This window comes from Saccharothrix luteola, from assembly GCF_020859565.1.
GTDB lineage: Bacteria > Actinomycetota > Actinomycetes > Mycobacteriales > Pseudonocardiaceae > Actinosynnema > Actinosynnema luteola.
This window is the reverse complement of sequence record NZ_JAJHUO010000020.1, coordinates 50,305-76,257: the sequence shown is the minus strand read 5'-3', so window position 1 is coordinate 76,257 and position 25,953 is coordinate 50,305. Positions and strand designations below refer to the sequence as shown.

Annotated in this window: 29 protein-coding genes; 5 read left to right on the top strand and 24 right to left on the bottom strand. The window is 72.8% G+C overall.

What is annotated here, in order from left to right:
- Positions 1-13 precede the first annotated feature (13 nt).
- The 4 genes from LNK82_RS26830 to LNK82_RS26815 all read right to left on the bottom strand — a co-directional run bounded on the left by LNK82_RS26830 (position 14) and on the right by LNK82_RS26815 (position 3,154).
- Positions 14-970, bottom strand: coding sequence for an LppU/SCO3897 family protein (locus LNK82_RS26830; protein WP_230569775.1), 957 nt, complete (start codon positions 968-970; stop codon positions 14-16).
- Positions 971-1,035: 65 nt separating this feature from the next.
- Positions 1,036-1,503 (bottom strand): LppU/SCO3897 family protein, encoded by a 468-nt coding sequence (locus LNK82_RS26825; RefSeq protein ID WP_230569774.1) that lies wholly within the window; start codon positions 1,501-1,503, stop codon positions 1,036-1,038.
- 107 nt (positions 1,504-1,610) lie between these two features.
- Positions 1,611-2,465, bottom strand: coding sequence for an LppU/SCO3897 family protein (locus LNK82_RS26820; protein WP_230569773.1), 855 nt, complete (start codon positions 2,463-2,465; stop codon positions 1,611-1,613).
- Between the two features lie 68 nt (positions 2,466-2,533).
- Positions 2,534-3,154, bottom strand: a complete 621-nt coding sequence (locus tag LNK82_RS26815; protein WP_230569772.1) for an LppU/SCO3897 family protein — start codon at positions 3,152-3,154, stop codon at positions 2,534-2,536.
- Between the two features lie 211 nt (positions 3,155-3,365).
- Here LNK82_RS26815 and LNK82_RS26810 point away from each other — a divergent pair, with 211 nt between their 5' ends.
- The 3 genes from LNK82_RS26810 (at position 3,366) to LNK82_RS26800 (ending at position 6,559) form a co-directional block, all read left to right on the top strand.
- On the top strand, positions 3,366-5,027 hold the full coding sequence (locus LNK82_RS26810; protein ID WP_230569771.1) for a DNA repair helicase XPB: 1,662 nt from the start codon (positions 3,366-3,368) through the stop codon (positions 5,025-5,027).
- Between the two features lie 122 nt (positions 5,028-5,149).
- Positions 5,150-5,614, top strand: coding sequence for a hypothetical protein (locus LNK82_RS26805; protein ID WP_230569770.1), 465 nt, complete (start codon positions 5,150-5,152; stop codon positions 5,612-5,614).
- 9 nt (positions 5,615-5,623) lie between these two features.
- The gene (locus LNK82_RS26800; RefSeq protein ID WP_230569769.1) at positions 5,624-6,559 is read left to right on the top strand and encodes an o-succinylbenzoate synthase; all 936 of its coding nucleotides are present in this window, start codon (positions 5,624-5,626) and stop codon (positions 6,557-6,559) included.
- A 9-nt stretch (positions 6,560-6,568) separates the two neighbouring features.
- Here the strand turns inward: LNK82_RS26800 and LNK82_RS26795 are convergent, their stop codons facing one another.
- The 16 genes from LNK82_RS26795 to LNK82_RS26720 all read right to left on the bottom strand — a co-directional run bounded on the left by LNK82_RS26795 (position 6,569) and on the right by LNK82_RS26720 (position 20,411).
- Positions 6,569-7,600 carry a serine hydrolase domain-containing protein gene (locus LNK82_RS26795; protein WP_230569768.1) on the bottom strand — a complete coding sequence of 344 codons (1,032 nt, stop codon included), beginning with the start codon at positions 7,598-7,600 and terminating at the stop codon, positions 6,569-6,571.
- Positions 7,597-8,502, bottom strand: coding sequence for a DUF6895 family protein (locus LNK82_RS26790; RefSeq protein ID WP_230569767.1), 906 nt, complete (start codon positions 8,500-8,502; stop codon positions 7,597-7,599). The genes LNK82_RS26795 and LNK82_RS26790 overlap by 4 nt, the downstream gene beginning before the upstream one ends.
- Positions 8,499-9,191, bottom strand: a complete 693-nt coding sequence (locus LNK82_RS26785; RefSeq protein WP_230569766.1) for a hypothetical protein — start codon at positions 9,189-9,191, stop codon at positions 8,499-8,501. Before LNK82_RS26785 ends, LNK82_RS26790 begins: the two co-directional genes overlap by 4 nt.
- A 50-nt stretch (positions 9,192-9,241) precedes the next feature.
- Complete coding sequence (locus LNK82_RS26780) at positions 9,242-9,424, bottom strand: hypothetical protein (protein WP_230569765.1); 183 nt, start codon at positions 9,422-9,424, stop codon at positions 9,242-9,244.
- 289 nt (positions 9,425-9,713) lie between these two features.
- Entirely contained in the window at positions 9,714-9,938 is a 225-nt protein-coding gene (locus tag LNK82_RS26775) for a hypothetical protein (protein ID WP_230569764.1), read from the bottom strand.
- Positions 9,939-10,086: 148 nt separating this feature from the next.
- On the bottom strand, positions 10,087-10,347 hold the full coding sequence (locus tag LNK82_RS47920) for a DUF433 domain-containing protein (protein ID WP_230569763.1): 261 nt from the start codon (positions 10,345-10,347) through the stop codon (positions 10,087-10,089).
- A 64-nt stretch (positions 10,348-10,411) separates the two neighbouring features.
- The gene (locus LNK82_RS26765; protein WP_230569762.1) at positions 10,412-10,597 is read right to left on the bottom strand and encodes a hypothetical protein; all 186 of its coding nucleotides are present in this window, start codon (positions 10,595-10,597) and stop codon (positions 10,412-10,414) included.
- A 97-nt stretch (positions 10,598-10,694) separates the two neighbouring features.
- Positions 10,695-11,714, bottom strand: a complete 1,020-nt coding sequence (locus tag LNK82_RS26760) for a CapA family protein (RefSeq protein WP_230569761.1) — start codon at positions 11,712-11,714, stop codon at positions 10,695-10,697.
- A gap of 74 nt (positions 11,715-11,788) precedes the next feature.
- Positions 11,789-12,415 (bottom strand): SRPBCC family protein, encoded by a 627-nt coding sequence (locus LNK82_RS26755; protein ID WP_230569760.1) that lies wholly within the window; start codon positions 12,413-12,415, stop codon positions 11,789-11,791.
- Positions 12,412-13,266, bottom strand: coding sequence for an FAD binding domain-containing protein (locus LNK82_RS26750; RefSeq protein ID WP_230569759.1), 855 nt, complete (start codon positions 13,264-13,266; stop codon positions 12,412-12,414). The genes LNK82_RS26755 and LNK82_RS26750 overlap by 4 nt, the downstream gene beginning before the upstream one ends.
- Positions 13,263-15,725: a xanthine dehydrogenase family protein molybdopterin-binding subunit gene (locus LNK82_RS26745; protein WP_230569758.1), complete on the bottom strand. Its 2,463-nt coding sequence runs from the start codon at positions 15,723-15,725 to the stop codon at positions 13,263-13,265. Before LNK82_RS26745 ends, LNK82_RS26750 begins: the two co-directional genes overlap by 4 nt.
- On the bottom strand, positions 15,722-16,264 hold the full coding sequence (locus tag LNK82_RS26740; protein ID WP_230569757.1) for a (2Fe-2S)-binding protein: 543 nt from the start codon (positions 16,262-16,264) through the stop codon (positions 15,722-15,724). The genes LNK82_RS26745 and LNK82_RS26740 overlap by 4 nt, the downstream gene beginning before the upstream one ends.
- Positions 16,265-16,336: 72 nt before the next feature.
- Entirely contained in the window at positions 16,337-17,443 is a 1,107-nt protein-coding gene (locus LNK82_RS26735) for an XdhC family protein (protein ID WP_230569756.1), read from the bottom strand.
- The gene (locus tag LNK82_RS26730) at positions 17,436-18,521 is read right to left on the bottom strand and encodes a vWA domain-containing protein (protein ID WP_230569755.1); all 1,086 of its coding nucleotides are present in this window, start codon (positions 18,519-18,521) and stop codon (positions 17,436-17,438) included. Before LNK82_RS26730 ends, LNK82_RS26735 begins: the two co-directional genes overlap by 8 nt.
- A complete protein-coding gene (locus LNK82_RS26725) occupies positions 18,518-19,402 on the bottom strand; it encodes an AAA family ATPase (protein WP_230569924.1) in 885 nt (294 codons plus the stop codon). Before LNK82_RS26725 ends, LNK82_RS26730 begins: the two co-directional genes overlap by 4 nt.
- Positions 19,403-19,502: 100 nt before the next feature.
- A complete protein-coding gene (locus LNK82_RS26720; RefSeq protein ID WP_230569754.1) occupies positions 19,503-20,411 on the bottom strand; it encodes an AraC family transcriptional regulator in 909 nt (302 codons plus the stop codon).
- Between the two features lie 72 nt (positions 20,412-20,483).
- On the opposite strand from LNK82_RS26720, the gene LNK82_RS26715 reads away from it, so the two are divergent.
- The gene (locus LNK82_RS26715; protein WP_230569753.1) at positions 20,484-21,290 is read left to right on the top strand and encodes an NADP-dependent oxidoreductase; all 807 of its coding nucleotides are present in this window, start codon (positions 20,484-20,486) and stop codon (positions 21,288-21,290) included.
- Between the two features lie 72 nt (positions 21,291-21,362).
- On the top strand, positions 21,363-21,584 hold the full coding sequence (locus LNK82_RS26710; protein ID WP_230569752.1) for a PspC domain-containing protein: 222 nt from the start codon (positions 21,363-21,365) through the stop codon (positions 21,582-21,584).
- On the opposite strand, the gene LNK82_RS26705 is transcribed toward LNK82_RS26710, so the two are convergent.
- From LNK82_RS26705 to LNK82_RS26690, 4 genes are read right to left on the bottom strand one after another with little or no spacing between them, the layout of a single operon-like run.
- On the bottom strand, positions 21,585-22,934 hold the full coding sequence (locus LNK82_RS26705) for a beta-N-acetylhexosaminidase (protein ID WP_372470655.1): 1,350 nt from the start codon (positions 22,932-22,934) through the stop codon (positions 21,585-21,587). It lies immediately after the preceding gene.
- Complete coding sequence (locus LNK82_RS26700) at positions 22,931-23,776, bottom strand: carbohydrate ABC transporter permease (protein ID WP_230569751.1); 846 nt, start codon at positions 23,774-23,776, stop codon at positions 22,931-22,933. Before LNK82_RS26700 ends, LNK82_RS26705 begins: the two co-directional genes overlap by 4 nt.
- Complete coding sequence (locus LNK82_RS26695) at positions 23,773-24,660, bottom strand: carbohydrate ABC transporter permease (RefSeq protein WP_230569750.1); 888 nt, start codon at positions 24,658-24,660, stop codon at positions 23,773-23,775. The genes LNK82_RS26700 and LNK82_RS26695 overlap by 4 nt, the downstream gene beginning before the upstream one ends.
- On the bottom strand, positions 24,660-25,934 hold the full coding sequence (locus LNK82_RS26690) for an extracellular solute-binding protein (protein WP_230569749.1): 1,275 nt from the start codon (positions 25,932-25,934) through the stop codon (positions 24,660-24,662). Before LNK82_RS26690 ends, LNK82_RS26695 begins: the two co-directional genes overlap by 1 nt.
- Positions 25,935-25,953 lie beyond the last annotated feature (19 nt).

The following is a 25,953-nucleotide window of genomic DNA, read 5'->3' as shown; positions in this document are numbered from 1 at the left end:
GCGCGTCGCCGGATCAGGCTTCCGTCATGCAGATCGTCGTAGCGGGCTGTGAGTAAACGGTCACGGTGTCGCCGCTCTCGCACTCGTTCTCGTCCGCGCGTCCCCTCACGACCTTGCCCACCTTGTACGAAGCGCTCGAATCGCAGGTCACCTTGGTGGTTTTGCCCGCGACAATCGAGCCCTCCTCCTTGAAGCAGTCGCCCTCGGCGGCGTTGAGCATCAGGCACAGCTTGAAGCCGTTGCTGCGCCGACCGCCACTGTCGGAGTACTCGGCGTAGTCGCCGTCGGGACAGGAGTCGGCGCTGCTGTCCAGGTTGGCGGCGACCTTGAAGGCCGCCTCGGGCGACGAGCACTCGACCTTCTCGACGTCGGCGTCCGTGACGGAGGCGGAGATGACCTTGATGCAGTCGCCCGCCTCGGCGCCCGAGGGGCCGGTGATGTTCGCGATGATGCCCGCGATGACGATGCCGACGATGCCGAGCGCCACCACCGCGACCAGCGCTTTCGCACCGCGGGACGTGCCCTTGGCGGGCGGGGGCGGGAACTGCTGCGGGTAAGCGGGCTGACCCGGCTGCCCGAACTGGCCGGGCTGACCTGGCTGGCCGAACGGGCCCGGCTGGCCGAACTGCCCGGGCTGACCCGGCTGCTGGCCGAACTGGCCCGGCTGGGCGGCCTGACCCGGGTACGCGGCCTGACCCGGGAATCGGGCCTGGTCGGGGTGGGGCTGCGCGTACTGGGGCGGCTGGTCCTGGTAGCCGGGCATCGGCTGGTAGCCCGGGCCCGGCTGCGGGTGGCCGGGGTCCTGCGGGTGACCCGGCTGCGGGTAGGGCTGTTGCTGGTGGGGCTGCTGCGGGTACGGCTGCCCGCCGGGCGGTTGGGCCGGGAAGCCCTGCGGCGACGACGGCGGGCCCCAGCCCGGCTGCTGGGGTGGCGGGGAGCCGTGGGACGGCTGGTCGGGTGGCGTGGTCACCTGGCGTTCCTCTCGACGTACAACGAGCGGAACGTACCCTCGCGCGTCGCGTGGGCGCAGCGATTTCAGCCCTTGTCGGAGGCGCGGACCAGGCAGAACGTGACGACGGGCTCCACGTAGGTCAACTTCTGGCCGTTCGCGCACTCCACCGGCTCACGGGCGACGCTCGCCACCCGGATCGACTGGGCGGTCGTGCAGTCGACCTTCTTCATCCCCGACTCGCGGTCGCCCTGGTAGCAGGCGCCCTGCACGAAGTTCGGCATCAGGCACAACGTCTCCGCGAGGGTGAAGATCGTGTACGGCGCGCCGCCCGTGGGGCACTGCGAGGCCTCGTCGACGACCTTGGCGACCCGCACGTTGGCGTCGTCGGCCGCGCAGTCGAGCGGCCGGTACCTGGCGCCCTTCTCGGCCTTCTCGATGTGCGCGCAGCCGCCCGGCCGGGCGCCCTCGGGCCCGCCGGTGAGCAGCGTGAACGCGAACGCGCCCGCCACCACGACCGCGACCACCCCGATGCCCAACCCGATCTTCCGCATGGAACAGGGCATCGGCACGGCCGCGCGCCGGGTTGAGCGGGTTCACCCGCCAGTGGCCGGGCCCCGGACGGGGTCACACCTCGGCGGGCGTCACATCGCAGCGGGCGTCACATCTCGGCAGGTGCCAGGCAGTACGTGACCGGCGGCTCCGGGTAGGCCATGCCCGCGCCGTCGGGGCAGGCCTCCAGGTCCGCGGAACCCTCGATGACCTTGACCACCTTGATGGTCTCGGGGCCGGTGCACCCGGTCTTGACGAACCCGGTGCCCTCGTCGGGCTTGTAGCAGGCGCCCTCGGCCATGTTGGGCAGCAGGCACAGCTTGTAGCCGTCGCCGACGCGCGCGGCCGGGACGATCTCGGTGTAGAGGCCGTCCTCGGGGCAGGTGGCGTCGGTCGTCTCCAGGACCTTGGCCACCTTGTACGAGGCCTCGTCGGCGGAGCAGTCGAGGGTGTCGACCTCGGCCCGGTTGTCGGCCTCGGCTGCCACGCTGACGCAGTCGCCGACCTCGGCGTTGGCGGGATCACTGGTGAGGTAGCGCACGCCGTAGACGACGATGCCGATCAGCAGCACGACCAGCACGCCGATGAGGATCTTCCGGCCACTGCCGCCGGGCTTGCCGGTCCCGTTCGCCGGGGAGGCGGCCACGGGGTCCGCGGCGGGAGCCGGACGCGCGCCGGGCACGGCGGTCGGGCCGGCCGGGGTGACGGGCTCGTTGCCGGCCACGGGGCGTTCCCTGGCGGCGGAGCCCGGCTCGGGAGCGGTGTCGTCGGGTTCGGCGGAGCCGGAGCCGAGACCGGACGACGCGGGGCCGGCGAGCTCCCGCTCGTCGGCCGTCGCGGCGGCGTCCCGCGAGGCCGCGATGCGCTCGGCGTCGGCGGGCGGCACGTCGGGACGGGCGGCGGGATCGCCGGCGGCCCCGGTCGGCGCGTCGTCGTCGGCGGGTCGACTCGGCTCGTTGCTCATGATCATCCTCGCTGGACGGGTGCGCGTGACGCCCCAGAAGGTAGCGCCACGCGCACCCGCGAGGTGGATCAGGCGCTCTCGGTGGGCGCGAAGCAGAGGGTCGTCTTCGGCTCGGGGAACGTCAGCGGCGCACCTTCGCCGCAGGCGCTCTCGTCGGCGCTGCCCTTGATCAGCTTGACCAGCTTGACCGTGCCCGCCTTGCCGCAGTCGACGGCCGGGTAGCCCATCTGCGTGGTGCTGTCGAGGTCGTAGCAGCTGCCCTCGACCAGGTTCGGCACCAGGCACAGCTTCGAGTCCGGGCCCCGGCGAGCGGTCTCGGTGTACTCGTCGTAGTACTCGCTGGCGCACTTCGCGGTGGTCGAGTCGAGCACCTGACCGATGGTGTAGTTCGCCTCGGCCGAGCCGCAGTCGACGGTCTTGAACTCCGGCTTCGTGTTCGTGCCGGTCACGCTCGCGCAGTCGCCCGCCTTGGACTGGGCCGCGTCGCTGGTGAAGTAGTTGATGCCGTAGACGACCACACCGGCCACCGCGATACCGATGATCGCGGTGAGGATGCGCGCGACGATGCCCTTCTTCTTCGGCGCCGGCGGAATCGGCTGGCCCTGCGGGGCGTTGTGGAACTGCGGGGCGCCCTGGTGCTGCGGACCGTTCTGGTACTGCGGTGCGGACGCGGGCATGTCCGTGCTCATGTGGACCTTCGTTCATCCGGGGAGGGCCCCAGTGCATCCGCGCGTAGGGTCGCGGTGGGGCGCAGGGACGCTATCGACTGCATCACGAGGGCGTACACGGCTTTACCGAACCGAGTCCGTAAGCGTTGCGTGCACGTGCGCGTACTGTCCGCTTTCGACTTGCACGCGGTATGCACACTTGAAGGACACCAAGCGACAGGAGCGCGCACCCGTGACCGACGGCCCCTTGATCGTCCAATCGGACAAGACCCTGCTGCTGGAGGTCGAGCACCCGCTGTCGGACGACGCGCGCACCGCCATCGCGCCGTTCGCCGAGCTCGAACGCGCGCCCGAGCACGTGCACACCTACCGCATCACGCCGCTGGCGCTGTGGAACGCGCGTGCCGCCGGCCACGACGCCGAGCAGGTGGTCGACGCGCTGGTCCGGTTCTCCCGCTACCCCGTGCCGCAGCCGTTGCTGGTGGACGTGGTCGACACGATGGGCCGGTTCGGCCGGCTGCAGCTGGCCAACCACCCCGCGCACGGCCTGGTGCTGAACTCGCTGGACCGCGCCGTGCTGGAGGAGGTCCTCCGGCACAAGAAGGTCAAGCCGATGCTGGGCGCCCGGGTCGACGACGACACGGTGGTCGTGCACCCGAGCGAACGCGGCCGGCTCAAGCAGCTGCTGCTCAAGATCGGCTGGCCGGCGGAGGACCTGGCCGGGTACGTCGACGGCGAGGCCCACCCGATCGACCTGGTCGAGGACGGCTGGGAGCTGCGCGACTACCAGCGCCGGGCCGCGCAGGCGTTCTGGGCGGGCGGCTCGGGCGTGGTCGTGCTGCCGTGCGGCGCGGGCAAGACGCTGGTCGGCGCGGCGGCGATGGCCGAGGCGGGCGCGACCACGTTGATCCTGGTCACCAACACCGTGGCCGGTCGGCAGTGGAAGCGGGAGCTGGTCGCGCGGACGTCGTTGACCGAGGACGAGATCGGCGAGTACTCCGGCGAGCGCAAGGAGATCCGGCCGGTCACGATCGCGACCTACCAGGTGATCACCCGCAAGTCGAAGGGCGAGTACAAGCACCTGGAGCTGTTCGACTCGCGGGACTGGGGCCTGATCGTCTACGACGAGGTGCACCTGCTGCCCGCGCCGGTGTTCCGGATGACGGCCGACCTCCAGTCGCGCCGCCGGCTCGGCCTGACCGCGACGCTGGTGCGCGAGGACGGCCAGGAGGGCGACGTGTTCTCGCTGATCGGGCCGAAGCGGTACGACGTGCCGTGGCGGGACATCGAGGCGCAGGGCTGGATCGCGCCCGCCGAGTGCGTCGAGGTGCGGGTGACGTTGACCGACAACGAGCGGCTGGAGTACGCGACGGCCGAGGCGGAGGAGCGCTACAAGCTGTGCTCCACGGCCCGGACGAAGCTGCCGGTGGTGAAGGCGATCCTGGAACGGCACCCCGACGAGCCGACGTTGGTGATCGGGGCCTACCTGGACCAGCTGGAGTCGCTCGGCGAGGCGCTGGACGCGCCGATCATCCAGGGTTCGACGAAGAACAAGGAGCGCGAGGCCCTGTTCGACAGGTTCCGGCGCGGCGAGCTGCGGACGTTGGTGGTGTCGAAGGTGGCGAACTTCTCCATCGACCTGCCCGAGGCGTCGGTGGCCGTGCAGGTGTCGGGGACGTTCGGGTCGCGGCAGGAGGAGGCGCAGCGGCTGGGCCGGTTGTTGCGGCCCAAGGGCGACGGGCGGCAGGCGCACTTCTACTCGGTCGTGTCGCGGGACACGTTGGACACCGACTACGCGGCGCACCGGCAGCGGTTCCTGGCGGAGCAGGGTTACGCGTACAAGATCGTGGACGCGGACGACCTGCTCGGCCCGAAGCTGCCCGAGGTCGGCTGAGCCGACGCACCGGGACGCCCCGACCCGCGTCCGGGTCGGGGCGAGCCCGGGGATTTTGCGGTCCGGGAGAAGAACGCTATTAAGGACCGGTGACCCGGATCGCGCCGTTACCCCGTTGGTGGATGTGGCGGCCCGAGGCCGACCTCGACGCGATCCGCCGTGCGGCGAAGGGGAAACGGGTCTGGGCGCGGCCGTCCGAGTGGGACGTCGTGCTGGCGGCCGGCGCGCGGGACGTCGTGCACTGCGAGCAGTTCACCGATCCCGGCCAACGCCGCCGTGCCGGCCGCTTGTGCGCCCACTTCGACGCGATGCGCGACCTGGACGCGCGGTGGGTGGCGCAGGTGGAACGGCTGCTGTGGCGGGCGTTGCTGGCCTTGCGGGACAGCCAGCCAGTGCGGGAGGCGTTGCGGCGGACGGACAACCGGCCGGGCCTGGCCGCCGCGATCGCCGAGCCGACCCGTGAGCTGGCCGAACTGGACCGCCGGCTCGACCAGTTCGAGTCGGCGTTGCGGATCGCCGTGGAGGAGCCCGACCCGGAGCTCACGGGCCCCGCACTGCGCCGGGTCGCCGCGCTGGACCCGCTCTAAGCTCGTCCGGTGCTGGTCTACTCGATCCCGATGCGCAACCGGTTCCGCGGCATCACGGTGCGCGAGGGCGTGCTGCTGGAAGGGCCCGCCGGGTGGGGTGAGTTCTGCGCGTTCCTCGACTACTCCGACGACGAGTGCGCGCCGTGGTTGGCGTGCGCGCTGGAGGCCGCCGAGCGGGGCTGGCCCGCGCCGGTCCGCGCCGAGATCCCGGTCAACTGCACGGTTCCCGTCGTCTCACCGGAGCGCGCGCACGAGATCGTCGCCCGTTCGGGCTGCGCCACGGCGAAGGTGAAGGTGGCCGATCCGGGCACGCCGCTCGCCGACGACCTGGCGCGCGTCGAGGCGGTGCGGGACGCGCTCGGGCCGTCCGGGGCCGTCCGGGTGGACGCGAACATGGCGTGGGACGTGGACACGGCGGTGCGCGCGATCCGCGAGCTGGAACGGGCGGCCGGCGGCTTGGAGTACGTCGAGCAACCGTGCCCGTCCATCGAGGAGTTGGCGGCGGTGCGGCGGCGGGTCGACGTGCGGATCGCGGCGGACGAGTCGATCCGGCGGGCGGAGGACCCGTTGAAGGTGGCGGTGGCCGGTGCGGCGGACGTCGCGGTGATCAAGGTCGCGCCGCTGGGCGGTGTGCGGCGGGCGTTGGCCGTGGCGGAGGCGTGCGGGCTGCCGTGCGTGGTGTCGTCGGCGGTGGAGACGTCCGTCGGGATGGCGGCCGGGTTGGCGTTGGCGGGCGCGTTGCCCGAGTTGGACTTCGCGTGCGGCCTGGCCACGTTGTCGCTGATGGACGGTGACGTGACCGGCGACTCGCTGCTGCCGGTGAACGGCCGCCTGCCCGTGCCGACGCACGCACCGGACCCCGACCGGTTCGGCGAGTTCGCCGCCGACGAGGAGACTGCCGCCCGGTGGCTGGCCCGGCTCGACCGGGTCCGGGCCTTGTCCTGAGTGGTGGGTTCAGGGGTCCTGGGTGTTCGACACGAGGGGCCTGGAGGGTCGACTCGCGGCGCGCTCGACCAGTGACCAGGCGGCTTCGTAGGAACGGTGCACGAACGTGCTGTCCACGGTCCAGCCGGCGTTGGCCAGGGCCACGAACGCGGTGCCGGCGCCGGGGCTGAAGGCGGCGAACGCGGTGCAGCCGCGCGTGCCGCCGGAGTGGAACAGCAGTTCCCGGCCGGCTCGGCGACGCAGGTTCCAGACCAGGCACACGTCGTGGTCGCGTGCCGACGCACGGGGTCGGGCCACGTCGGCGCAGGCCCTCGCCAGCGGTCCGGTCGGCGGGGGCAGGTGGGCGGTCAGGTAGCGCAGCACGTCGACCGCCGACGAGCGCAGGGCGCCCGCGGCGGGCATGCCGGGCATCTCCCACGGCGGTCGAGGACGTCCGCGCAGGTGGCCCGTGACCTGCGCGGACGGCGAGCAGTCGGTGTCGGTCAGGCCCAGTGGGCGCAGCACGCGCTCGGCCAGCAGTTCGGCGTAAGGCCTCCCGGCCGCGCGGGACAGGGCCTCACCGAGCAGGGCGACGCCCAGGTTCGAGTAGCGGTACGCGCCGGGCGTTCGGCCCCTGGTGCGGAGCAAGGCGGCGGCGAAGTCGTCGCCGGTGAAATCGCGGTAGGGGTTGGTGCGCCAGCGCCGCACCGCCAGGCGACGGAGCCCGGGCGGCAGGCGCGGCAGCCCGGAGGTGTGGGTGGCCAGGCCCTCCAACGTGACCTCGGGACCCAGGTGGGGTGCCGCCCCGAACGGCAGGTGGCGCAGCACGGGATCGGTCGGTCGCACCTCGCCCCGGTCGACCATGTCGGCCAGCAGCAGACCGGTGAACGTCTTGGTCAGCGAGCCGAGCTCGAAGCGGGTCCGCCCGGTCACGGGCCGCGGGTCGCGCCCACCGGTCGTCCCACCGACCAGGACCAGCTCACGGCTGCCCTCCCGGAGGGCGACCGCGACCCCCGTGGCGTCGCGCACGGCGGCCGGCAGGTGCGCGACGAGGTCCTTCACGTGCTCCCGCCGAGCAGCCGGGACGTGGCCAGCGTCCCCGCGATGGTGGCCACCACGGCGGTGTGCTGGTGGTCGAGGAAGCGCACGCGCGGGTCGTCGTCGACGGGTTCGGCGTCCCGCGGCACGAGACCGTCGGCGTGCTGGGCGCCCGCCACCAGCTCCCACTCCGCCCGGTCGCACCGCGGCTCGGGCAGGCACGCCCCCACGATCAGCAGCTCGCCGAGCAGGTCCCACTGCGCCGCCTCCGCCCACACCGCGAACCACACCGGCAGCCAGTTCTCCAGGTACTCGACCACGTCGGCGGGCAGCTGCCCGGGCAGCGCGCCCCAGTCGGTGAGGTGGAAGACGGTGTGGGTCATGTAGTAGGCGGTGTGCCAGTCCAGCGCCCAGGGCTGCGGCGTGCGGCCCAGCCAGGTCTGCCGGAGCATGCCGAGGAGGTCGTCGTCCCGCCGCACGCCCACCACGCGGTGCGCGTTCGCCACGGCCAGCCGCCGGTTGGGCAGCACCTCGGTCATGACGTCCGCGGCCGAGCCCTGGACGACGGCCCGCTCCAGCGCCTCGTGGCGCAAGCCGCTGCGGGCGTGGTGGACGTAGGTCTCCAGCGGGTCGGTGAGCAGGGCGTGGCGCAGTTGGCGCTCGTAGAGCAGGTCGCCCTCGCGCAGTTGCCGCCACGAGAACTCGACCAGCTCGCGCGCCGCCCTCAGCTCCGCCGTGCCGGCCACGCCTTCGCGCAGCACCAGCGACGACGCGAGCGCCAGCTCGCACAGCGGCTTGTAGACGCCGTCCGGCTCGTCCAGGTCCGCGGTGGCGTCGTCCTCGAACGCGCCCAGCTCGCGGTTGGCGTGCAACCAGCCCAGCGCGCCCGCCGTCACGGTGTGGGCGAGGTGGACCACGCTCTTCACGGTGCCTCCAGCAGGTGGCGGGCCACGGCCAGGTCCAGCAGCCGGCGCGGCTCCGCGCCGAGTCGCGACCCGACGTGCTCGACCAGGAGCACCGGGTCCACCGGCAGCCGGGCACCGCCCGCGTGCACCAGGGCCACCCAGCGGGTCAGGCGGCTCGCGGTGGCGAAGTCGCGGCGCAGCACGGTCCGGACGACGCCCCGGCACAGCGCCAGGGGCCGCGCCGCGACCGCGTCCACCACGGGGCCGGTCGCGCCGGGGTGCGCCAGCGCTGACAACTGGGCCACCACGACCGACCAGCGCGGCCAGTCCTCGGCCGGGCCCAGCACGACGGCCGGGTCGTCCGGCGTCGTGACGGGCGCGTCGCCGGTGAAGCGCGCCAGCAGCCGGACGGTGGACCAGTCGTGCCAGGCCATCACCCGCTGCTCGTTCGCGACCGGCGCGGTGACCGGCGGGAAGACGGTGAAGGACGCGGCGACCACCTCGGCGTCCCGGTCGGTCAGCGGGTGGTCCAGCACCACGTGCGGCAGGAAGACGTCCGCGCCCACCAGCCGCACCGCACCGAGGCCGGCGGTCGTGTCGGCGCACGAGTCGAGGAAATCGGCCAGGTCCGCGCCGCCACCGCCGCGCAGTGCGCCGAGCACCCGACCGGCCAGGTCGGCGGCGTCACGCGCGCAGGACGACGCGTCCACAGGTCCCTCCCGTCACCGATCACATCCGCCCGGCCCCGGGCGGCAGGTGGCTACTTCCGCGGCTCCTTCGGCGTCGGGGGCGAGATCAGCAGGCCGAGCAGGAGCGCGCCCGCCGCGTTCGGCTCGGGCAGCGGCGGGTCGCCGATCGTGGACTCGGGCTCGGCCACGAGCGTGCTGAGTTCCGCCAGGTCCGCCGGCGCGGCGACCGGCCGGACGAAGGTGTGAACAGACATTGGAGCCTCCCTCCACCGTGGGCGTCACGACGTTCGTCGTAGTGGCTGCCCGTGAGTGTTCGCCCATCGAGTGCAACACAGGCGGGCTCGTCCGTCTGTGCCCGGCCGCCGATCCCGGCCGGTAATAACTGAGTGGGTGACAAGTGGCTTTCCTTTTCGCCCCAACGGTTTCGGAGCGTTACGACTCGCCGGGTCCGCTCACGGGTCGGCGATGGTGGAGCCCAGGCTGCGCACGATGCCGTCGGTGCGGTTCAGCGCTTCGGTGCGGCGGGGTCGGCGGGCGCCCGGGTCACGGCCAGGTTCGCCGGATACCCGAGTCGCCGATCGCGTAGACGGCCGGTCCGCCGCGTGCCACGGCGTGGTCGATCGCCGACCTCACCCGCTGGAAGCGGGCAACCATCTCGTCGCGGCGGAGTTGCTGGTTGTCGAGGTGGAAGAGCACCGCCGAGTGGACGACCAGCGGCTCGCGCTCGTGGTGCCGGCCCTTGATCCGGCCGTCCTTGCACAGCGGCACCCACCGCGTTCCAACCCGTGGGACAGCCAGTCCTCGTCCGCGACGTGCTGGGCGTCGTCGGGGAAGTGATCGGCTATGCGGTGCACCAGCCAGCCGCGCGCGCAGGCCGTCCGCCACGCCCCGGCCGAGACCGCGATCGAGGAGGAACTCAAGCCGGGACACGCTGCGCGGCCCGGCAGATCGCCTCGACCTGCTCGGGGTCCAGGTCGTACTCGTAGCCGACGTCCTTGGGCGAGTCGCCCGCCAGCCACATCTCCACGATCGCGTCGACCGGGACCTTGTTCTGCTCGACGCCGGCGCGCCCCACCCGCGCCAGGTCGCCGTCGGCGTAGTCCAGGAAGATGTCGACCCCGTCCGTGACGATCTTCTTCGTCGCCAGGGCGTAAGCCGTGCCGAACTCACCGCGCACCGCCGCCGCCGCGTCCCTGACCTTGCGCTTCGTGAGCCCGAGATCGCGGAGCGACCGCAGGACGTTAGGCCTCGACCACCGCTATGAACGGAACCCTCGGCCAACCCCGGCGCTCCGGGGCGACCCGGTGCACCAAGGGCGCGCCGCCTGCCTCTTCGGCCGACCAGTTGTTCAACGTCCTCTGCGGGATCAGGAGGTGGCGGGAGGTCTCCTTCGTGGTCAGCAGCGGGTCGCGGAACCTGTCGACCACGACGTCACCCCTCCGGCGCTCACCGACGTGATCCTACGGCTGGACCGGTGGGGCCGGGCCGTGTCCGACGGTCACCCGTAGGAGGGGACCTGTCCGCTCACGGGTGGGCGATGGTGGAGCCCAGGCTGCGCACGATGCCGTCGGTGCGGTTCAGCGCTTCGGTGCGGCGGGGGTTGGCGGGCGCCCGGGTCAGGTCGACCACGCGGATCGGTGGGCCGAACTCGACCAGGGTCGGGACGTAGGACGCCTCCTGGACCGCCCAGCCGGACGGGCCCTTCACGAACTTGAAGCGGGTGACGATGCCCTCCTCCGTGATGCCGCGCGGCTCGGAGTGGCGGGCCACCTCGTTGCCCATGCCGTAGACGACCCACTTGCCGCCGATCTGCTCGATCGGCTGCACGGCGTGCACGTGCGTGCCGATGATCAGGTCCACCGCGGGGTCGGCGAGGACGGCCCGCGCCATCTCCCGCTGCTGCGGCGTGGCCTCGTGCTGGTACTCGTTGCCCCAGTGCAGGCTCGCCACCACGACCTCCGCGCCGGCCGCGCGAGCCGCGCGCGCCGCCGCCAGCACGCCCTCCGTGGACAGCTGGTTCGCCATCCACGGCTGCGGCAGCGGGATGCCGTTGAACCCGTACGTGAACGCGATGTGCCCGACCTTCACCCCGCCCACGTCCAGCAGCAACGGGGTCGCGGACTCCTCCGGCGAGCGGAACGAGCCGGTGTGCTTCAGCCCTGCCGCGTCCATCACGTCCAGCGTCGTCCTGATCGCCGGCGCGCCCCGGTCGAGGGTGTGGTTGGACGAGGTGGAGCAGCTGTCGTAGCCGATCTCCTTCAACGCCGACGCGACCTCCGGCGGCGCGCTGAACGCCGGGTACCCGTAGGTCGGCGCGCCGGGCGCGGACAGCGGCGTCTCCAGGTGGCAGATCGACACGTCGGCGTCGATCGCCTCGCGCAGCCCCTCCAGCAGCGGCACGAAGTTGCGCGCGCCGTCGGCGTCGGCCTGCTCGGTCAGCGCCGGGTGGATGAGGATGTCACCGCCCGCGGCCAGGGTGAACGACGGCGGCTCGGGCGCGACCGACGACGTCGCGGGCGCGTGCCGCGCGGTCGTGATCACCACCGGCGACCCGGTGCACGCCGCGAGCAGGCAGAGGCAGGCGACCAGCCCGAGGACCGATCGCCCGCCGCGCGCGTTCAGCGGTGCCGCCCGCGGAGCCCGCGCACCAGCAGCGCCACCGCCAGCAGCCCGGCCACGACCGGCAGCACCCGCTTGAGCACGGGCGCGCCCGCCGCGTCGACCAGGTCGATCGGCTCGTCGGGCACGGCGCGCAGGTGCGGCTTGGCGGCGGTCTCGGTTCCAGTCACCTCCTCAGCTTCCGCCGGCGCGAGCCGCGTCGCCAGGCATTCCGCGAACTCGCCGATGATCCTGCCGCTGACCTCGCTGATCAGACCCCGGCCGAACTGGGCCGGACGGCCGGTGACGTTCAGGTCCGTGACCACGGACACCTCGGTGCCGTCCGAGGCCGACACCAGCGCCACGGACACGGAGGCGGACGCGGTGCCGTTGCCCCTGGTGTCCTTGCCGGACGCCTTCAGCACGGCCGCGTGCACCCGCTCGTCCACGGAGGTGAACTCGCCGGCCCCCTTGTACACCAGCGTGACGGGCCCGAGCTTGACCTTGACCGTGCCGGTGAACTTCCGCCCGTCGACCCCGGTGAGGGTGGCGCCCGGCATGCACGGCGCCACCTTCTCCGGGTCGAGCAGCGCCGCCCACACGTCCGGCACGGGCGCGGGGACGGCGAACCGGTGCTCGAGCTTCATGCGCTCACCGCGGCCGTCACCGCCCGCTCGGTGAGCACGCGGGCCAGGTGCGACCGGTACTCGGCGTCGGCGTTGCCGTCGCTCGGCGGGTCGGCACCCTCGGCGGCACGGGTGGCCGCCGACGTGATCGCCTCGGCCGTCGCGGGCTGCCCGACCAGCGCTTCCTCCACGCCGCGGGCCCGCACCGGGGTCGAACCCATGTTGGTCAGGCCGACCCGCGCGGCGGCGATCCGGCCCTCGGACACCCGCACCGCGGCGGCCACGCCCACGATCGACCACGCCTGCGCGACGCGGTTGAACTTCTCGTAGTGCGCGCCCCAGCCGGTCAGCTTGGGCACCTTGACGTGGGTGAGCAGCTCGTCGGGCGCCAGCGCGGTGGTGAAGTAGTCGACGAAGAACTCCGCCGCGGGCACCTCGCGCGTGCCGCCGGGCCCGGCGCACACCATCACGGCGTCCAGCGCCAACGCGGGCGCGAGCAGGTCGCCCGCCGGGTCGGCGTGGGCGAGCGAGCCGCCGAACGTGCCCCGGTGCCGCACCTGCGGGTCGGCGACGGTGTCCGTGGCCAGCCGCAGCAGCTCCGCGTGCTCGCGCACCAACGGGTCGCGCTGCACCTCGTAGTGCGTGGTCATGGCGCCGATGCGCAGCGAGTCGCCGTCGTCGTGCACGCCGGTCAGCTCGGTCAGCCCGGACAGGTCGACCACCACGGTCGGCACGGCCAGCCGCATCCGCAGCACCGGGATGAGGCTCTGCCCGCCCGCCATCACCTTGGCGTCCTCGCCGCCGGCGGCGAGCGCGCGCACCGCCTCGTCCACCGTGGTGGGCGCGACGTAGTCGAACTCGGCCGGGATCATTCCGCACCTCCCCGCTCGTCGGCGGCGCGCGAGTCGAGCGAACCGAGGCCGCCGCCCGCGCCGGGTGTCGTCGGCACGCCGTCACCGCGGCCGTGGATCGCCTTCCAGACCCGCATCGGGGTGCACGGCATCTCCACCTCGGTGACGCCCATGTGCCGCACGGCGTCGACGATCGAGTTGACCACGGCGGGCGTGGACGCGATCGTGCCCGCCTCGCCGACGCCCTTCACGCCCAGCGGGTTGGTGGTCGATGGCGTCTCGGTGCGGTCGGTGGTGAAGTGCGGCAGGTCGACCGCGGACGGCAGCAGGTAGTCGGCGAAGGTGGCCGTGGTGAGCGTGCCGCTCTCGTCGTGCACCGCCTCCTCGTACAGGGCCTGCGCGATGCCCTGCGCCAGGCCGCCGTGCACCTGGCCCTCCACGATCATCGGGTTGACCACCTTGCCGACGTCGTCCACGCACACGTACGAGCGGATCTTCACCGCGCCGGTCTGCGTGTCGACCTCGGTGGCGCACAGGTGCGTGCCGTGCGGGTAGGAGAAGTTCTCCGGGTCGAACGTGGCCTCGGCGTCCAGGCCGGGCTCCACGCCGTCGGGCAGGTTGTGCGCCACGTGCGCGGCCACCACCACGTCGCCGAGGGCCATGGTCGTGGACGTGCCGCGCACGGAGAACGTGCCGGCGGTGAACTCGACGTCGTCCTCGGCGACCTCCATCAGGTGCGCGGCGACCGTGCGCGCCTTCGCCAGCACCTTGTCCGCGGCCAGCACCACGGCCACGCCGCCGACGGCCAGCGACCGCGAGCCGTAGCTGTCCATGCCGCGGTGCGACACGCGCGTGTCGCCGTGCAGCACCTCGACGTCCTCGAACGGCACGCCGAGCCGGTCGGCCACGATCTGGCTCCACGCCGTCACGTGGCCCTGGCCGTGCGGCGAGGTGCCGGTGATCAGCTCGACCTTGCCGGTCGGCAGCATCCGGATCGCCGCGTGCTCCCAGCCGCCCGCCGCGTACCGCAGCGCGCCCAGCACCCGTGACGGCGCGAGCCCGCACATCTCGGTGTAGGTGGAGATGCCGATGCCCAGCTGCACCGGGTCGCCGTTGGCGCGGCGTTCGGCCTGCTCGGCGCGCAGCGCGTCGTACCCGAACAGCTCCTTCGCGCGGGCGGTGGCGGCCTCGTAGTCGCCCGAGTCGTAGGTGAGGCCCGCGACCGTGGTGAACGGGAACTCCTCGTGCTTGATCCAGTTCCGCTCGCGCAGCTCCAGCGGGTCGACGCCCAGCTCGGCGGCCAGCTCGTCCATGATCCGCTCGATGGCGAACGTGGCCTCGGGCCGTCCCGCGCCGCGGTAGGCGTCGGTCGGCACCTTGGTCGTGAACACGTTCGTGCAGGTGAACCGGTAGGCCGGGAACTTGTAGATGGCGTTGAACATGAACGCGCCCAGGATCGGCACGCCGGGCGAGACCAGCCGCAGGTAGGCGCCCATGTCGGCGAGCAGGTCGACCTTCAGGCCGGTGACCGTGCCGTCGCGGCGGGCGGAGATCGTGATGCGCTGCAGCTGGTCGCGGCCGTGGTGGCCGGACAGCATCGACTCGGTGCGCGACTCGGTCCACTTGACCGGCTTGCCCAGCCGGCGCGCGACCAGCAGGGTCAGCACCTCTTCCGGCGTGACCTGGAGCTTGCCGCCGAAGCCGCCGCCGACGTCCGGCGCGATGACCCGGATCCGCTGCTCCGGGATGTCGAGCACGGCCGACAGCATCCACCGCAGGATGTGCGGCACCTGCGTGGACGACCACATCGTCACCGAGTCGGGCGACGGGTCCACCACGACCGAGCGGGGCTCCATGAACGCCGGGATCAGCCGCTGCTGGCGGAAGGTGCGCTCGACGACGACGTCCGAGTCGGCGACGGCCTGGTCGACGTCGGACCCGGTGCCCGCCTCGGCGGAGTCGAACACCCAGGTGGCGCTGGCGTTCGTGCCCAGGTCGGGGTGCACGAGGTCGGCGCCGTCCTTGACCGCCTCCTCGAGGTCGAGCACGACCGGCAGGTCCTCGTAGTCCACGTCGACGAGGGACAGCGCGTCGTGCGCCTCGGCGGCGCTGCGGGCCACGACCAGGGCGACGGCCTCGCCGGCGAAGTTCACCCGGTCGACGGCCAGCGAGGGCGCGGGCGGCGCGAGCATGTCCTCGGTGATCGGCCACGCGCACGGCAGGCTGCCCTGCTCGGCGGCCAGGTCCTGGCCGGTGAGCGCGACCAGCACGCCGGGCATCCGCACGGCCTCGGTGACGTCGACCGAGGTGATCCGGGCGTGCGCCACGGGGCTGCGCAGCACGGCCATGTGCAGCATCCCGGCGAGCTGGATGTTGTCGGTCCACCGGGTCGCGCCGGTGATCAGCCGGGCGTCCTCCTTGCGGCGGCGGGCCCGGCCGACCTCCCGCGCGCCGGCTTCCGGTTCGGCGGTGGCGGTCATTCGCCACCGCCGGCGTGCAGCGGGGCGCGGTCGACCAGCGCCGCCTCGTCCACGCGCTCCGCTTCGGGGCCGGCGCCGGGGCTCATCGTCCGCGCGGCGTCGCGCACGGCGCGCACGATGTTCTGGTAGCCGGTGCAGCGGCAGAGGTTGCCCTCCAGGCCGTGCCGCACCTCGTCCTCGTCGGGGTCGGGGTTGTCCGCGAGCAGGTCGATGGCCTGCATGATCATCCCGGGGGTGCAGAAACCGCACTGCAACGCGTGGTTGCGGTGGAACGCCTGCTGGACGGGGTGCAGCTGCCCGTCGCGGGCGAGTCCCTCGACCGTGGTGACCTCGCGGCCGTTCGCCTGCACCGCGAGCACGGCGCAGGACTTCACGCTGTGGCCGTCGAGGTGGACCGTGCACGCGCCGCAGTTGCTGGTGTCACAACCCACGACCGTGCCGGTCTTGCCGAGTCGTTCGCGCAGGTAGTGGACCAGCAGCGTGCGCGGTTCGACGTCGTCGCGGTAGTCGACGCCGTCGACGGTGACCGTTATCCGCATGAACCCTCCAAGAGTGGTGGTGATGGGGGTCACAGCCGAGCCTGCTCGTTGTTGCCTCGTCAAACAACCCCCTCACTTGTGGATGGAGCCGTCCGTCCGGGCCAGCCGCTCGCCTCCCCCGCCCCAGCGCAGCGCGATGATCTCCGCGGCGATCGACACCGCCGTCTCCTCTGGCGTGCGCGCGCCGAGGTCGAGGCCGATCGGGGACGCGAGCTTGGCCAATTCGCCCTCGGCCAGGCCCGCCTCGCGCAGCCGGCGCAGCCGGTCGTCGTGCGTGCGGCGGGAGCCCATCGCGCCGACGTAGCCGAGCTTGAGGCGGAGCGCGACCTCCAGCAGCGGCACGTCGAACTTCGGGTCGTGGGTGAGGACGGCGACCACCGTGCGCTCGTCGACCTTCCCGGCGTCGGCCTGCCCGGCGAGGTAGCGGTGCGGCCAGTCGACGACGACCTCGTCGGCTTCGGGGAACCGGCTCTTCGTGGCGAACACCGGGCGCGCGTCGCACACCGTGACGCGGTAGCCGAGGAACGCGCCCAGCCTGGCCACGGCGGCGGCGAAGTCGATCGCGCCGAACACCAGCATCCGGGGCGGCGGCTCGAACGAGTTCACGAACACCGCCATGCCCTCGCCGCGTCGCTGCCCGTCGGGACCGTAGTGCAGGGTGCCGCTGCGGCCGGTGGCGAGCAGGCCGCGGGCGTCGTCGGTGATGGCGTCGCGGGCTCGGGCGGAGGGGATGTCGCCGGTGGCGCGGTCGGGCCAGACGACCACCCGCCGGCCGACCCACTCCGGGTGTTCCACGATCGTAGCGATGGCCACCGGCTCCTGGGCCCGGACGGTCTGGAGGACCTCGGGCAGTTCGGGGAAGCTCTGCCGGTTGACCGGCTCGACGTAGACGTCGATGATCCCGCCGCAGGTCAGGCCCACCGCGAACGCGTCGTCGTCGCTCACCCCGTACCGCTGGAGGACCGGCCGGTCCTCGCGCACCACCTCTTGGGCCAGGTCGTAGACCGCGCCCTCGACGCAGCCGCCGGAGACGCTGCCGACGACGGCGCCGTCCGCGCCGACCAGCATCGCCGCGCCGGGTGGTCGGGGCGCGGAGCTGAACGTGGCGACCACCGTGCCGACGCCGACCGTCTCGCCCCGGTCGACGCGATCGGCCAGTTCGGCGAGGACATCACGCAAGTCGAACCTCCTCCAGCAGGGCGTGCAGGGTGTCGAGGCTGTGCCCGGCGAGCAACCGGTCCAGGTGCGGGAGGGCGGCGACGATGCCGGACTGCACCGGCCGGTACCCGTCGTGGCCGGCGTGCGGGTTGACCCAGACGACCTTGTGCGCGAGCCGGCGCAGCCGTCGGACCTGGTCGGCGAGCAGGGCCGCGTCGCCGCGTTCCCAGCCGTCCGAGCAGATGACCACGACGGCGCGCCGTGCGGCTCCGCGCTGGCCCCAGCGGTCCAGGAAGGCCTTGAGCGTCTCGCCGAGCCGGGTGCCGCCCTCGTAGTCGGGCACGGCGCGCGCGGCGGCTCGCAGCGCCTGCTCCGGGTCGCGGTGGCGCAGGTGGCGGGTGACGCGGGTCAGGCGGGTGCCCAGCGTGCAGACCTCGACGGGCATGCGGCGGGCGACGACGTGCGCGAAGCGGAGGAGGGCGTCGGCGTAGGGCTTCATCGAGCCGGAGACGTCGATCAGCAGCACGACCTTGCGGGGCCGGGTGGCGCGGCGGCGGTGGCGCGGCCGGGTCGTCTCGCCGGTGGCGAGCATGTCCTTGAGGGTGCGGCGTGGGTCGATCGCGCCTCGCCGTGCCGGTGTGCGGCGCAGCGCGCGTCTCTGAGGCGGGACGGGCTTGAGGACGGCCAGCAGCTCGTCCAGGTGCCGTTTCTCGGCGGGGCTGAGCGTGGCGATGTCCTTGTGCCGCAGCACTTCCACGTCACTGGCGGCCACCTTGACCGCGGGCGCCGCCCGGCGGTGCCTCGCCGTGCCGCTGCCGAGGGCGGCCAGGTGACTGGTCTGCCGGGCGCGCCTGCCCGGTGGAGCGGGCGGCATCCCCCCGAACCAGGCCGCGAACGCCGCGTCGTACCGGGGCAGGTCGTCGGGCTCGCCGCACAACGTCACCCGGCCCGCCCAGTAGACGTCCTCGCGCCGTGCCACGTCGAGCAGGTCGACCGCCGCGACGAACGCCTGCACCCGCTCGGGCCCGCACGCGGTGCCACCGTGCCGGAGCGCGCGGGCGAACCCCACGAGCCCGATCGACGCCCCGGCTCCCGTCATCCCCCGATTGTGCTCCCGGTCATGCCGCCCAGCACACCGGCTGAAAGGGCGCGCTGGGCGTCCTCCCGGTACTTGAGGACGGCACCGAGCGTGGTCGCCGCCGTGTCCGCGTCCAGTTCGGTCCGGCCCAGGATGAGCAGGGCTTCCGCCCAGTCGAGGGACTCGGCGACGCCCGGCGGCTTGAGGAGGTCCAGTTCGCGCAACCGCCGCACGGCTGACGCCACCTGGTGCGCGAGGCGTTCGGTGACGCCCGGCAGCCGGCGGCGGAGGATGGCGACCTCGCGGGCCAGGTCGGGGTGTTCCAGCCAGTGGTAGAGGCAGCGGCGCTTGAGGGCGTCGTGCACCTCGCGCGTGCGGTTGGACGTGAGGACGACCAGCGGCGGGGTCTTCGCGGTGATGCGGCCCAGTTCGGGGATCGTCACCGAGTTCTCGCCGAGCACTTCGAGGAGGAACGCCTCGAACTCGTCGTCGGCCCGGTCCACCTCGTCCACGAGCAGGACGCACGGCGCGTCTTCGAGCGCTTGCAGGAGCGGCCGGGCGAGCAGGAAGCGGCGGGTGTAGAGGGACGCCTCGGCCCGCTCGGCGTCGACGGGTCCGGCGGCTTCGAGGGCGCGCAGGTGCAGGAGCTGGCGGGGGAAGTCCCAGTCGTAGAGGGCCTGGGTGGCGTCGATGCCCTCGTGGCACTGGAGCCGGATCAGGGGCAGGTCGAGCGCATGGGCGAGCGCCACGGCCAGGGAGGTCTTGCCGGTGCCCGGCTCGCCCTCGCAGAACAACGGCCGGTGCATGCGCAACGCCAGGTAGGCGGCGGTCGCGATGCCCTGGTCGGGCAGGTAGCCGACGCGGTCCAGGCCGGCGGCGAGCTCCTCTGGCGTCACAGCGATATTCTGCCGCCGCTCCGCGGACGGCGGCTCGATCGCCCGGAAGTCGGCCGTTCGCGCCTGATTCGCCGACGCTCGAAAAGCGTGATCGCCGGCGAATGAGTCACGAACGACCGACGCGATCTCGCGAGCGCAGGCGGCGGTAGCGGCCCGGCGCGATGCCGTGCGCCCGCTTGAACGCGGCGGCGAAGGCGAACTCCGAGGTGTAGCCGACCCGGCCGGCGATGGTGGCCAGCGGCGCGTCGGTGTCCCCGAGCAGGCGGGCGGCGGTGGTCATGCGCCACCACGTCAGGTAGGTCAGCGGTGGTTGGCCGACCAGCGCGGTGAAGCGCTTGGCGAACGGCGCGCGCGACAGGCCTGCGGTCGCGGCCAGCTCCGCCACCGTCCACGGGTGCGCGGGGTCGCGGTGGATGTGCTGCAACGCGGTGGCGGTGACGGGGTCGTTGAGGGCGGCGGCCCAGCCGGTGGTCTCCGAGGGACCGCTGAACCACGTGCGCAGCAGGTACAGCAGCAGCGTGTCGAGCAGGGCCGGGACGAGCGCGTCGGAGCCCAGGCGCGGGTGTTCGAGCTCGCCCGCCAGGAGCGTGACGGCGGCGTTCAGCTCCGGACCCGAGACGAGGACGGCGTCCGGCAGGTCGCGCAGCAACGGGTGGACGTCCGCCAGCTCGTACGCACCGCACAACGTGACCGTGGTCGGGTGCGCGGGCACGGGGTGGCCGGCGGCGAAGTCCGGGTCGTTCGGGTCGCACGCCTCGCCGGCCAACGGGGTGGTGGGCCGGTCCGCGAGCGCGTGGCCCCGGCCGTCGGGCAGGAACACGACGTCGCCCGCGCGCAGCTCGACCGGGTCGGCGTGATCGCGCAGGAGCCAGCACGTGCCCTCCAGCACGACCTGGAACCCGGACGCGCCCGGCACCGGCGCGAACCGCTGCCCCCACGGCTCCTCCCACGCCACCCGTGCGGCGACGGGCCGTCCGGTGCGCATCACCGCGATCACGTCGCTGAGCACGTCCATGAAGACGATTAGACATGAAAACAGGATCCGGAAGCATGGATCGTCTCCGACGCCGTGCCTACGTTCGACACCATGAAGAGCGCGCGCATCCACACCCACGGCGGCCCGGACGTGATCGTGGTCGACGACGTCCCGATCCCCGAACCCGGTCCCGGCGAGGTGCTGGTGCGGGTGACCGCGACCTCGTTCAACCCGACCGAGGTGGCCGTTCGGGCGGGTCTGCTCGACGTCGCCCTCCCGCACACGCTCGGCTGGGACGTGGCCGGCACGGTCGAGGGCGAGCCGGTGGTCGGCTGGATCGACGGCGCGGCGGCCGAGTACGCCGTCACCACCGCCGACCGGCTCGTCCCGGCGCCGCGCGCCATCCCGTTGGCCGACGCCGCCGCCCTGCCCCTGGCCGGCCTCAGCGCGTGGCAGATGGTGGTCGAGCACGGGAACGCCCAGCCGGGCCACCGGGTCCTGGTCAACGGCGCGGGCGGCGGCATCGGCGGGTTCGCGGTGCAGTTGGCCAAGCACGCGGGCGCGCACGTCACCGCCACCGCGTCCCCGCGCAGCGCCGTCGCCGTGCGGGAGCTGGGTGCGGACGTGGTCGTCGGCTACGGCCCGACGGGACGGTTCGACGTCGTGCTCAACCTCGTCGCCGACGCCGAAGTGGCCCGGCTGGGCGGCGTCGTCGTCTCCGCGACCAGGTGCGACGCACCCGGCTCCCACTTCGTCACCCGCTTCGATCCGGCGCAGCTCACCGCGCTGGTCGCCCTGGTCGACCAACGCGTCGTCGTGGTCGACGTGTCCGAACGTCACGGCCTCGCCCACCTGCCCGAACTGCACCGCCGCGCCGAAGCGGGCGACCTCAGGGGCAAGGTCCTCGTGACACCCTGAGAACAGGGGTCCGGGTGAAGTCAGGGTGCGTCCCCGATGCCCCGCACGGCCCCTGCGGCGCACCCTTGAGCCATGACGAACGACGTGCTCAACCAAGCCACCGACAAGGTCAAGAAGCTCCGCCGCAGCCGGACCGACAAGATGGTCGCGGGCGTGTGCGGCGGCGTCGCCAAGCTGCTCGGCGTGGACGCGGCGCTGGTCCGCATCCTGCTGGTCGCCGCCACCCTCTTCGGGTTCGGCGCCGGCGCGATCCTCTACCTCGCCTGCTGGATCCTCATGCCCGAAGAGGACTGATCACCGCGGGTAGCCGGGTACGCCCGGCAGCACCTGCCACGGCCGAGGGCCGTCGAGGGGGCGGTACTCGACGCCGAGCGCGTCGAGCCGCGGCAGGTGGTGCTCGGCCAGCCGGGTCAGGAACTCCGCCACGTCGCGCCCGGTGGGGCTCCACACGACCTCGGCGAACGCGCTCAACCGGGGGAACGCGGCGTAGTCGAGGCGCCGCGGCGAGTCGAGGTGTTCGGTCCACAGGTTCGCCTGCGCCCCGAGCACCCGGTCGGCCGCCGCCGGCTCGTACCGGTAGACGTCCTCGACCGTCGTGACCGTGCCGACGGGGATCGGCTCGTCGGGGTGGTCGGACTGCCGGTAGTCCAGGTAGACGTGCTCCTCCGGGCACATCACGACGTCGTGGCCGCGGTCCAGCGCGGTCAGGCCGGGGTCCTCGCCGCGCCACGACGCCACGATCGTGCGGGTCGGCAGGGGTCCGACGCCGAGCACCTCGTCCCACCCGAACGGCCGCCGCCCGCGCTGGTGCAGGTGCTGGGCGATGCGCCGGACGAACCGGCCGTCACCGCCCTCGGCCTCGTCACCGCCCAGCCCGACGACCTCGGACGGGAACACGTCCAGCAGCTCGTCGAACACCTGCCGGTAGAAGTCCACTGTGGACTCGTCGGCCCGCAGCACGTTCGGGTTGATCCCCCAGTCCGTCCACACGCCGCCGCCGGACGCGCCGAGCTCCGGGTACGCCGCGATGGCCGCCTGGCTGTGCCCCGGCACGTCGATCTCCGGCACCACCGCGATGTGCCGCTGCGCCGCGTACGCGACGACTTCCCGCAGGTCGTCCTGGGTGTAGTAGCCGCCGTGGGGCCGTCCCGCCATGCCACCGGAACGCCGGTCGCCGAACCGCGAGTCGGGCCGCCACCCCCCGACTTCGTGCAGCCGGGGGAACTTGAGGGACTCGAACCGCCAGCCCTGGTCGTCGGTCAGGTGCAGGTGCAGCACGTTCAGCTTGTGCACGGCCAGCAGGTCGACGTAGCGCAGCAGGTCGTGCTTGGGCAGGAAGTGCCGCGCCACGTCCAGCATCACGCCGCGCCACGCGAACCGCGGGTGGTCCTCGACCTCGCACACCGGCAACGTGACCGCGCCCGGGGCCACCGCGCGGAACGCCGCCGGCCCGCTGAGCTGCCGCAACGTCTGCCGCGCGTAGAACTCCCCGGCGTCGTCGGACGCCCGCACCCGCACGCCGTCCGCCGACACGGACAGCCGGTACCCCTCGGCGGGACCGGCCTCCCGGGTGACCTGGAACGTGCCGTCGAACGGCACCTCGCCCGCACCGCGGGTGAACGAGACGGGACGCGGCAGGATCACGACTTCACCGCCCCGGCCAGGCCCGCGACCAGTCGGCGCTGCACCAGGATGAAGAACAGCAGCACCGGGATGGTCATCAACGTCGAACCGGCCATGATCGCCCCCCAGTCGTTCTGATCGGGTTTCACGAACACCTGCAGCGCCAACGGCAGCGTCTGGTTCTCCGCCGCCGAGATGATGAACGTCTTCGCGAAGAGGAAATCATTCCACGCGTGGATGAACGACAGCACGCTCGTCGCCACCAGACCGGGCGCCACCAGCGGGAACAGCACCTGCCACAGGAACCGGAACCGGGACGCGCCGTCCAGCGTCGCCGCCTCCTCCAGCTCCACCGGCACGGCCGCGACGAACCCGCGCAGCATCCAGATCGCGAACGGCAGGCTGAACGCGAGGTGCACCAGCACCAGCGAGCCGAGGTGGTTCAACCCGAACACCGGCGCCACGTCGCGCACCGACCGCATGAGGAAGAACAGCGGGATGGTCAGCGCCTCCACCGGCACCATCTGCACCACCAGCAGCATGACCAGCAGCGTGGTGCGGCTGCGGAACCGGAACCGGGTCAGCGCGGTGGCCGCCAGGAACGAGATCAGCAGGCTCAGCAGCACCACCGCGACCGCCACCACGACGCTGTTGAGCAGGTAGCGGCCGAAGCTCTGCACGGTCAACGCGCGCACGAAGCTGTCGAGCGTCGGCGCGAGCGTCCACGGCCGCGGGTCGGCCGAGATCACCTCCGCCTCCGGCTTCAGCGCGGTCAGCGCCATCCAGTACAGCGGGAACGCCACCACGGCCGCGACGACGACCGTGACCGCTTCCGCCAAGCCCCGCGACACCCGCCGGTTCACAGCGCCTCCCCGCTCCGCCGCAGCGCCCGCAGGTAGCCGAGGGTGACGAGCAGCAGCAACGCCGTCATCACCACGCCGATGCTCGCGCCGAGCCCGTACTCCGAGGCTGCGAACGCCTGCTGGTAGGCGTACACGTTGAGCACCAGGTTGCGGCCCGCGATGCCGCCGCCGTTGGTCATGACGTAGATCTGGGTGAACACCTTGAAGTCCCAGATGACCGACTGGATCGTCACCACGACCAGCAGTGGCCGCAGCAGCGGCAGGATCACCTTGGTGGCCGTCCTGGTCGTGCTCGCGCCGTCCAGCGCGGCGGCCTCCAGCACCTCGCCGGGGATCGCCTTGATCCCCGCGTACAGGGTGACCATGACGAACGGGAACGAGCACCAGATCACCTGCGCCGCGACCAGCCCGAACGCCGTCCACTTGTCGTAGGTCCAGGAGAGCCCGGTGGTGCCCAGGACCTCGTTGACGAACCCGAAGTTGGCGTCGAACAGGAACAGCCAGATCGTCGACCCGGCCACCGCCGGCGTCGCCCAAGCGCCGAGCGCGGCCAGGAACAGCACCGTCCGCGCCCACGTGCGGATCCTGGTGGCCAGCACCGCCAGCGCGGCGCCGACCAGCAGGGTGCCCGCCACGCAGACGGCGGCGAACCCGATCGTCTGCCCGAGCACGGACCAGAACCGCTCGTCCGACAGCAGGGTCGTGTAGTTGCCCGGCCCGAGGAAGGTCAGCGGCGCGCCACCGCTGACCTGCTCCTGGCCGTAGTCGAACAGGGAGATCAGCACGAGCTGGTAGATCGGGTAGCCCATCAGCCCGACCAGCACCAGCAGCGCGGGGGCGAGGTAGGCGAACGCGATCCGCCCGTCGCCCTTGGCCGTCCGCATCACGAGCCGAAGGCGGCGTTCATCTGGTCGGCCGCGTCCCGGGCCGCCTTGTCGAGGTCCTCGCCACCGGCGGCGACCTGCTGCAACAACGTCGGCAGCACGGCCTGGGCGTCGATCTTGGCCCAGTCGGGCGTGACCGGCACGAACCGCGTGCCCGCCTCCAGGGTCCGGATGAACGGCTCCAGCACCGGGTTGGCCTTCGCCACCTCGGCCTGCACGTCGCCGAACGTCGGCAGGTTCCCCATCGCGTCGAACATCTTGCGCTGGTACTCCTTGCCGCCCAGCAGGCGCACGAACCCGGTGGCCAACGTCCGGCGCTCGCTGCCCTTCATCACGCCGAGCAGGTTGCCGCCCGCGAACGCCGGCGCGATGTCACCGGCCTTCTTCCCCGGCAGCGGCACGACCGCGTACTTGCCCGCGGCGGCGGACGCGTCGACGGACTTGCGGTTGAAGTCGCCGCCGACGACCATCGCCGCCTTGCCCGCGCGGAACGCCTCGACGCTGGCGTCGCCGCCGTTGCCCGCGCACTGGGCAGGCGGGCAGATGTCGTCCGCGATCAGCTCGGTGTACTGGCGCAGGCCCGCCTTCGACTCGGGGCTGTCGATGGCGGAGACGTGCTTGTCACCGTCCTTGCGGGCGATGTCGCCGCCGTTGGCCCACACGAACGGCAACGCGCCGTAGGTGTACTTGCCGCCGGCGGAGATGCCGAGCAGGTCCGGCTTGGCGGCGCGGACCTTCCTGGCCAGCGGTGCGATCTCGTCCAGGGTGGCCGGTGGCTGGAGGTTCAGCTCCTGGAAGACGTCGGTGCGGTAGTAGAGCGCGCGCACGCCGACGTACCAGGGCACGCCGTAGACCTTGCCGTCCACCTTGCCCGTGTCGAGGACGGCGGGCAGCAGGTCCTTCGCCTCGTCCCAGCCGCCGAGGTCGAGCTCGGCGAACCCGCCGCCCGCGACGTAGCCCGCCAGGTCGGTGTTGCCGAACTCGGCCACGTCGGGCGCGCTCTCGGGGTCGCTGAACGCGGCCTTGAACCGCTCGGCGCGGGTCTGCACCTGGATGTACTGGACGTCGACCGTGACGCCCTGGTGCGCCTGCTCGAACTCGGCGACCGCCTCCTTGACGACGGCTTCCTTCGGACCCCGGTTGACCTCGTCGAACAGCCAGACCCTCAGCTGACCCGCCTGCTCGTCACCACCGGCCGGCGCCGGGCCGGACTGGACCGGGGCACACCCGGCCAGCACGACGGCGGCCACGACGACTGCTCCTGCGAACCGCATCTCGCCCCACCTCTCAGGT

What these genes read in the sequence shown, in the direction of transcription:
- LNK82_RS26780 (WP_230569765.1), bottom strand. Translation starts at nt 9,424, where the DNA reads ATGTCTGTTCACACCTTCGTCCGGCCGGTCGCCGCGCCGGCGGACCTG.
- LNK82_RS26730 (WP_230569755.1), bottom strand. Translation starts at nt 18,521, where the DNA reads ATGACGGGAGCCGGGGCGTCGATCGGGCTCGTGGGGTTCGCCCGCGCG.
- LNK82_RS26825 (WP_230569774.1), bottom strand. Translation starts at nt 1,503, where the DNA reads ATGCGGAAGATCGGGTTGGGCATCGGGGTGGTCGCGGTCGTGGTGGCG.
- LNK82_RS26750 (WP_230569759.1), bottom strand. Translation starts at nt 13,266, where the DNA reads ATGATCCCGGCCGAGTTCGACTACGTCGCGCCCACCACGGTGGACGAG.
- LNK82_RS26740 (WP_230569757.1), bottom strand. Translation starts at nt 16,264, where the DNA reads ATGCGGATAACGGTCACCGTCGACGGCGTCGACTACCGCGACGACGTC.
- LNK82_RS26710 (WP_230569752.1), top strand. Translation starts at nt 21,363, where the DNA reads ATGACGAACGACGTGCTCAACCAAGCCACCGACAAGGTCAAGAAGCTC.
- LNK82_RS26720 (WP_230569754.1), bottom strand. Translation starts at nt 20,411, where the DNA reads ATGGACGTGCTCAGCGACGTGATCGCGGTGATGCGCACCGGACGGCCC.
- LNK82_RS26690 (WP_230569749.1), bottom strand. Translation starts at nt 25,934, where the DNA reads ATGCGGTTCGCAGGAGCAGTCGTCGTGGCCGCCGTCGTGCTGGCCGGG.
- LNK82_RS26805 (WP_230569770.1), top strand. Translation starts at nt 5,150, where the DNA reads ATGTGGCGGCCCGAGGCCGACCTCGACGCGATCCGCCGTGCGGCGAAG.
- LNK82_RS26815 (WP_230569772.1), bottom strand. Translation starts at nt 3,154, where the DNA reads ATGAGCACGGACATGCCCGCGTCCGCACCGCAGTACCAGAACGGTCCG.
- LNK82_RS26695 (WP_230569750.1), bottom strand. Translation starts at nt 24,660, where the DNA reads ATGCGGACGGCCAAGGGCGACGGGCGGATCGCGTTCGCCTACCTCGCC.
- LNK82_RS26715 (WP_230569753.1), top strand. Translation starts at nt 20,484, where the DNA reads ATGAAGAGCGCGCGCATCCACACCCACGGCGGCCCGGACGTGATCGTG.
- LNK82_RS26820 (WP_230569773.1), bottom strand. Translation starts at nt 2,465, where the DNA reads ATGAGCAACGAGCCGAGTCGACCCGCCGACGACGACGCGCCGACCGGG.
- LNK82_RS26755 (WP_230569760.1), bottom strand. Translation starts at nt 12,415, where the DNA reads ATGAAGCTCGAGCACCGGTTCGCCGTCCCCGCGCCCGTGCCGGACGTG.
- LNK82_RS26745 (WP_230569758.1), bottom strand. Translation starts at nt 15,725, where the DNA reads ATGACCGCCACCGCCGAACCGGAAGCCGGCGCGCGGGAGGTCGGCCGG.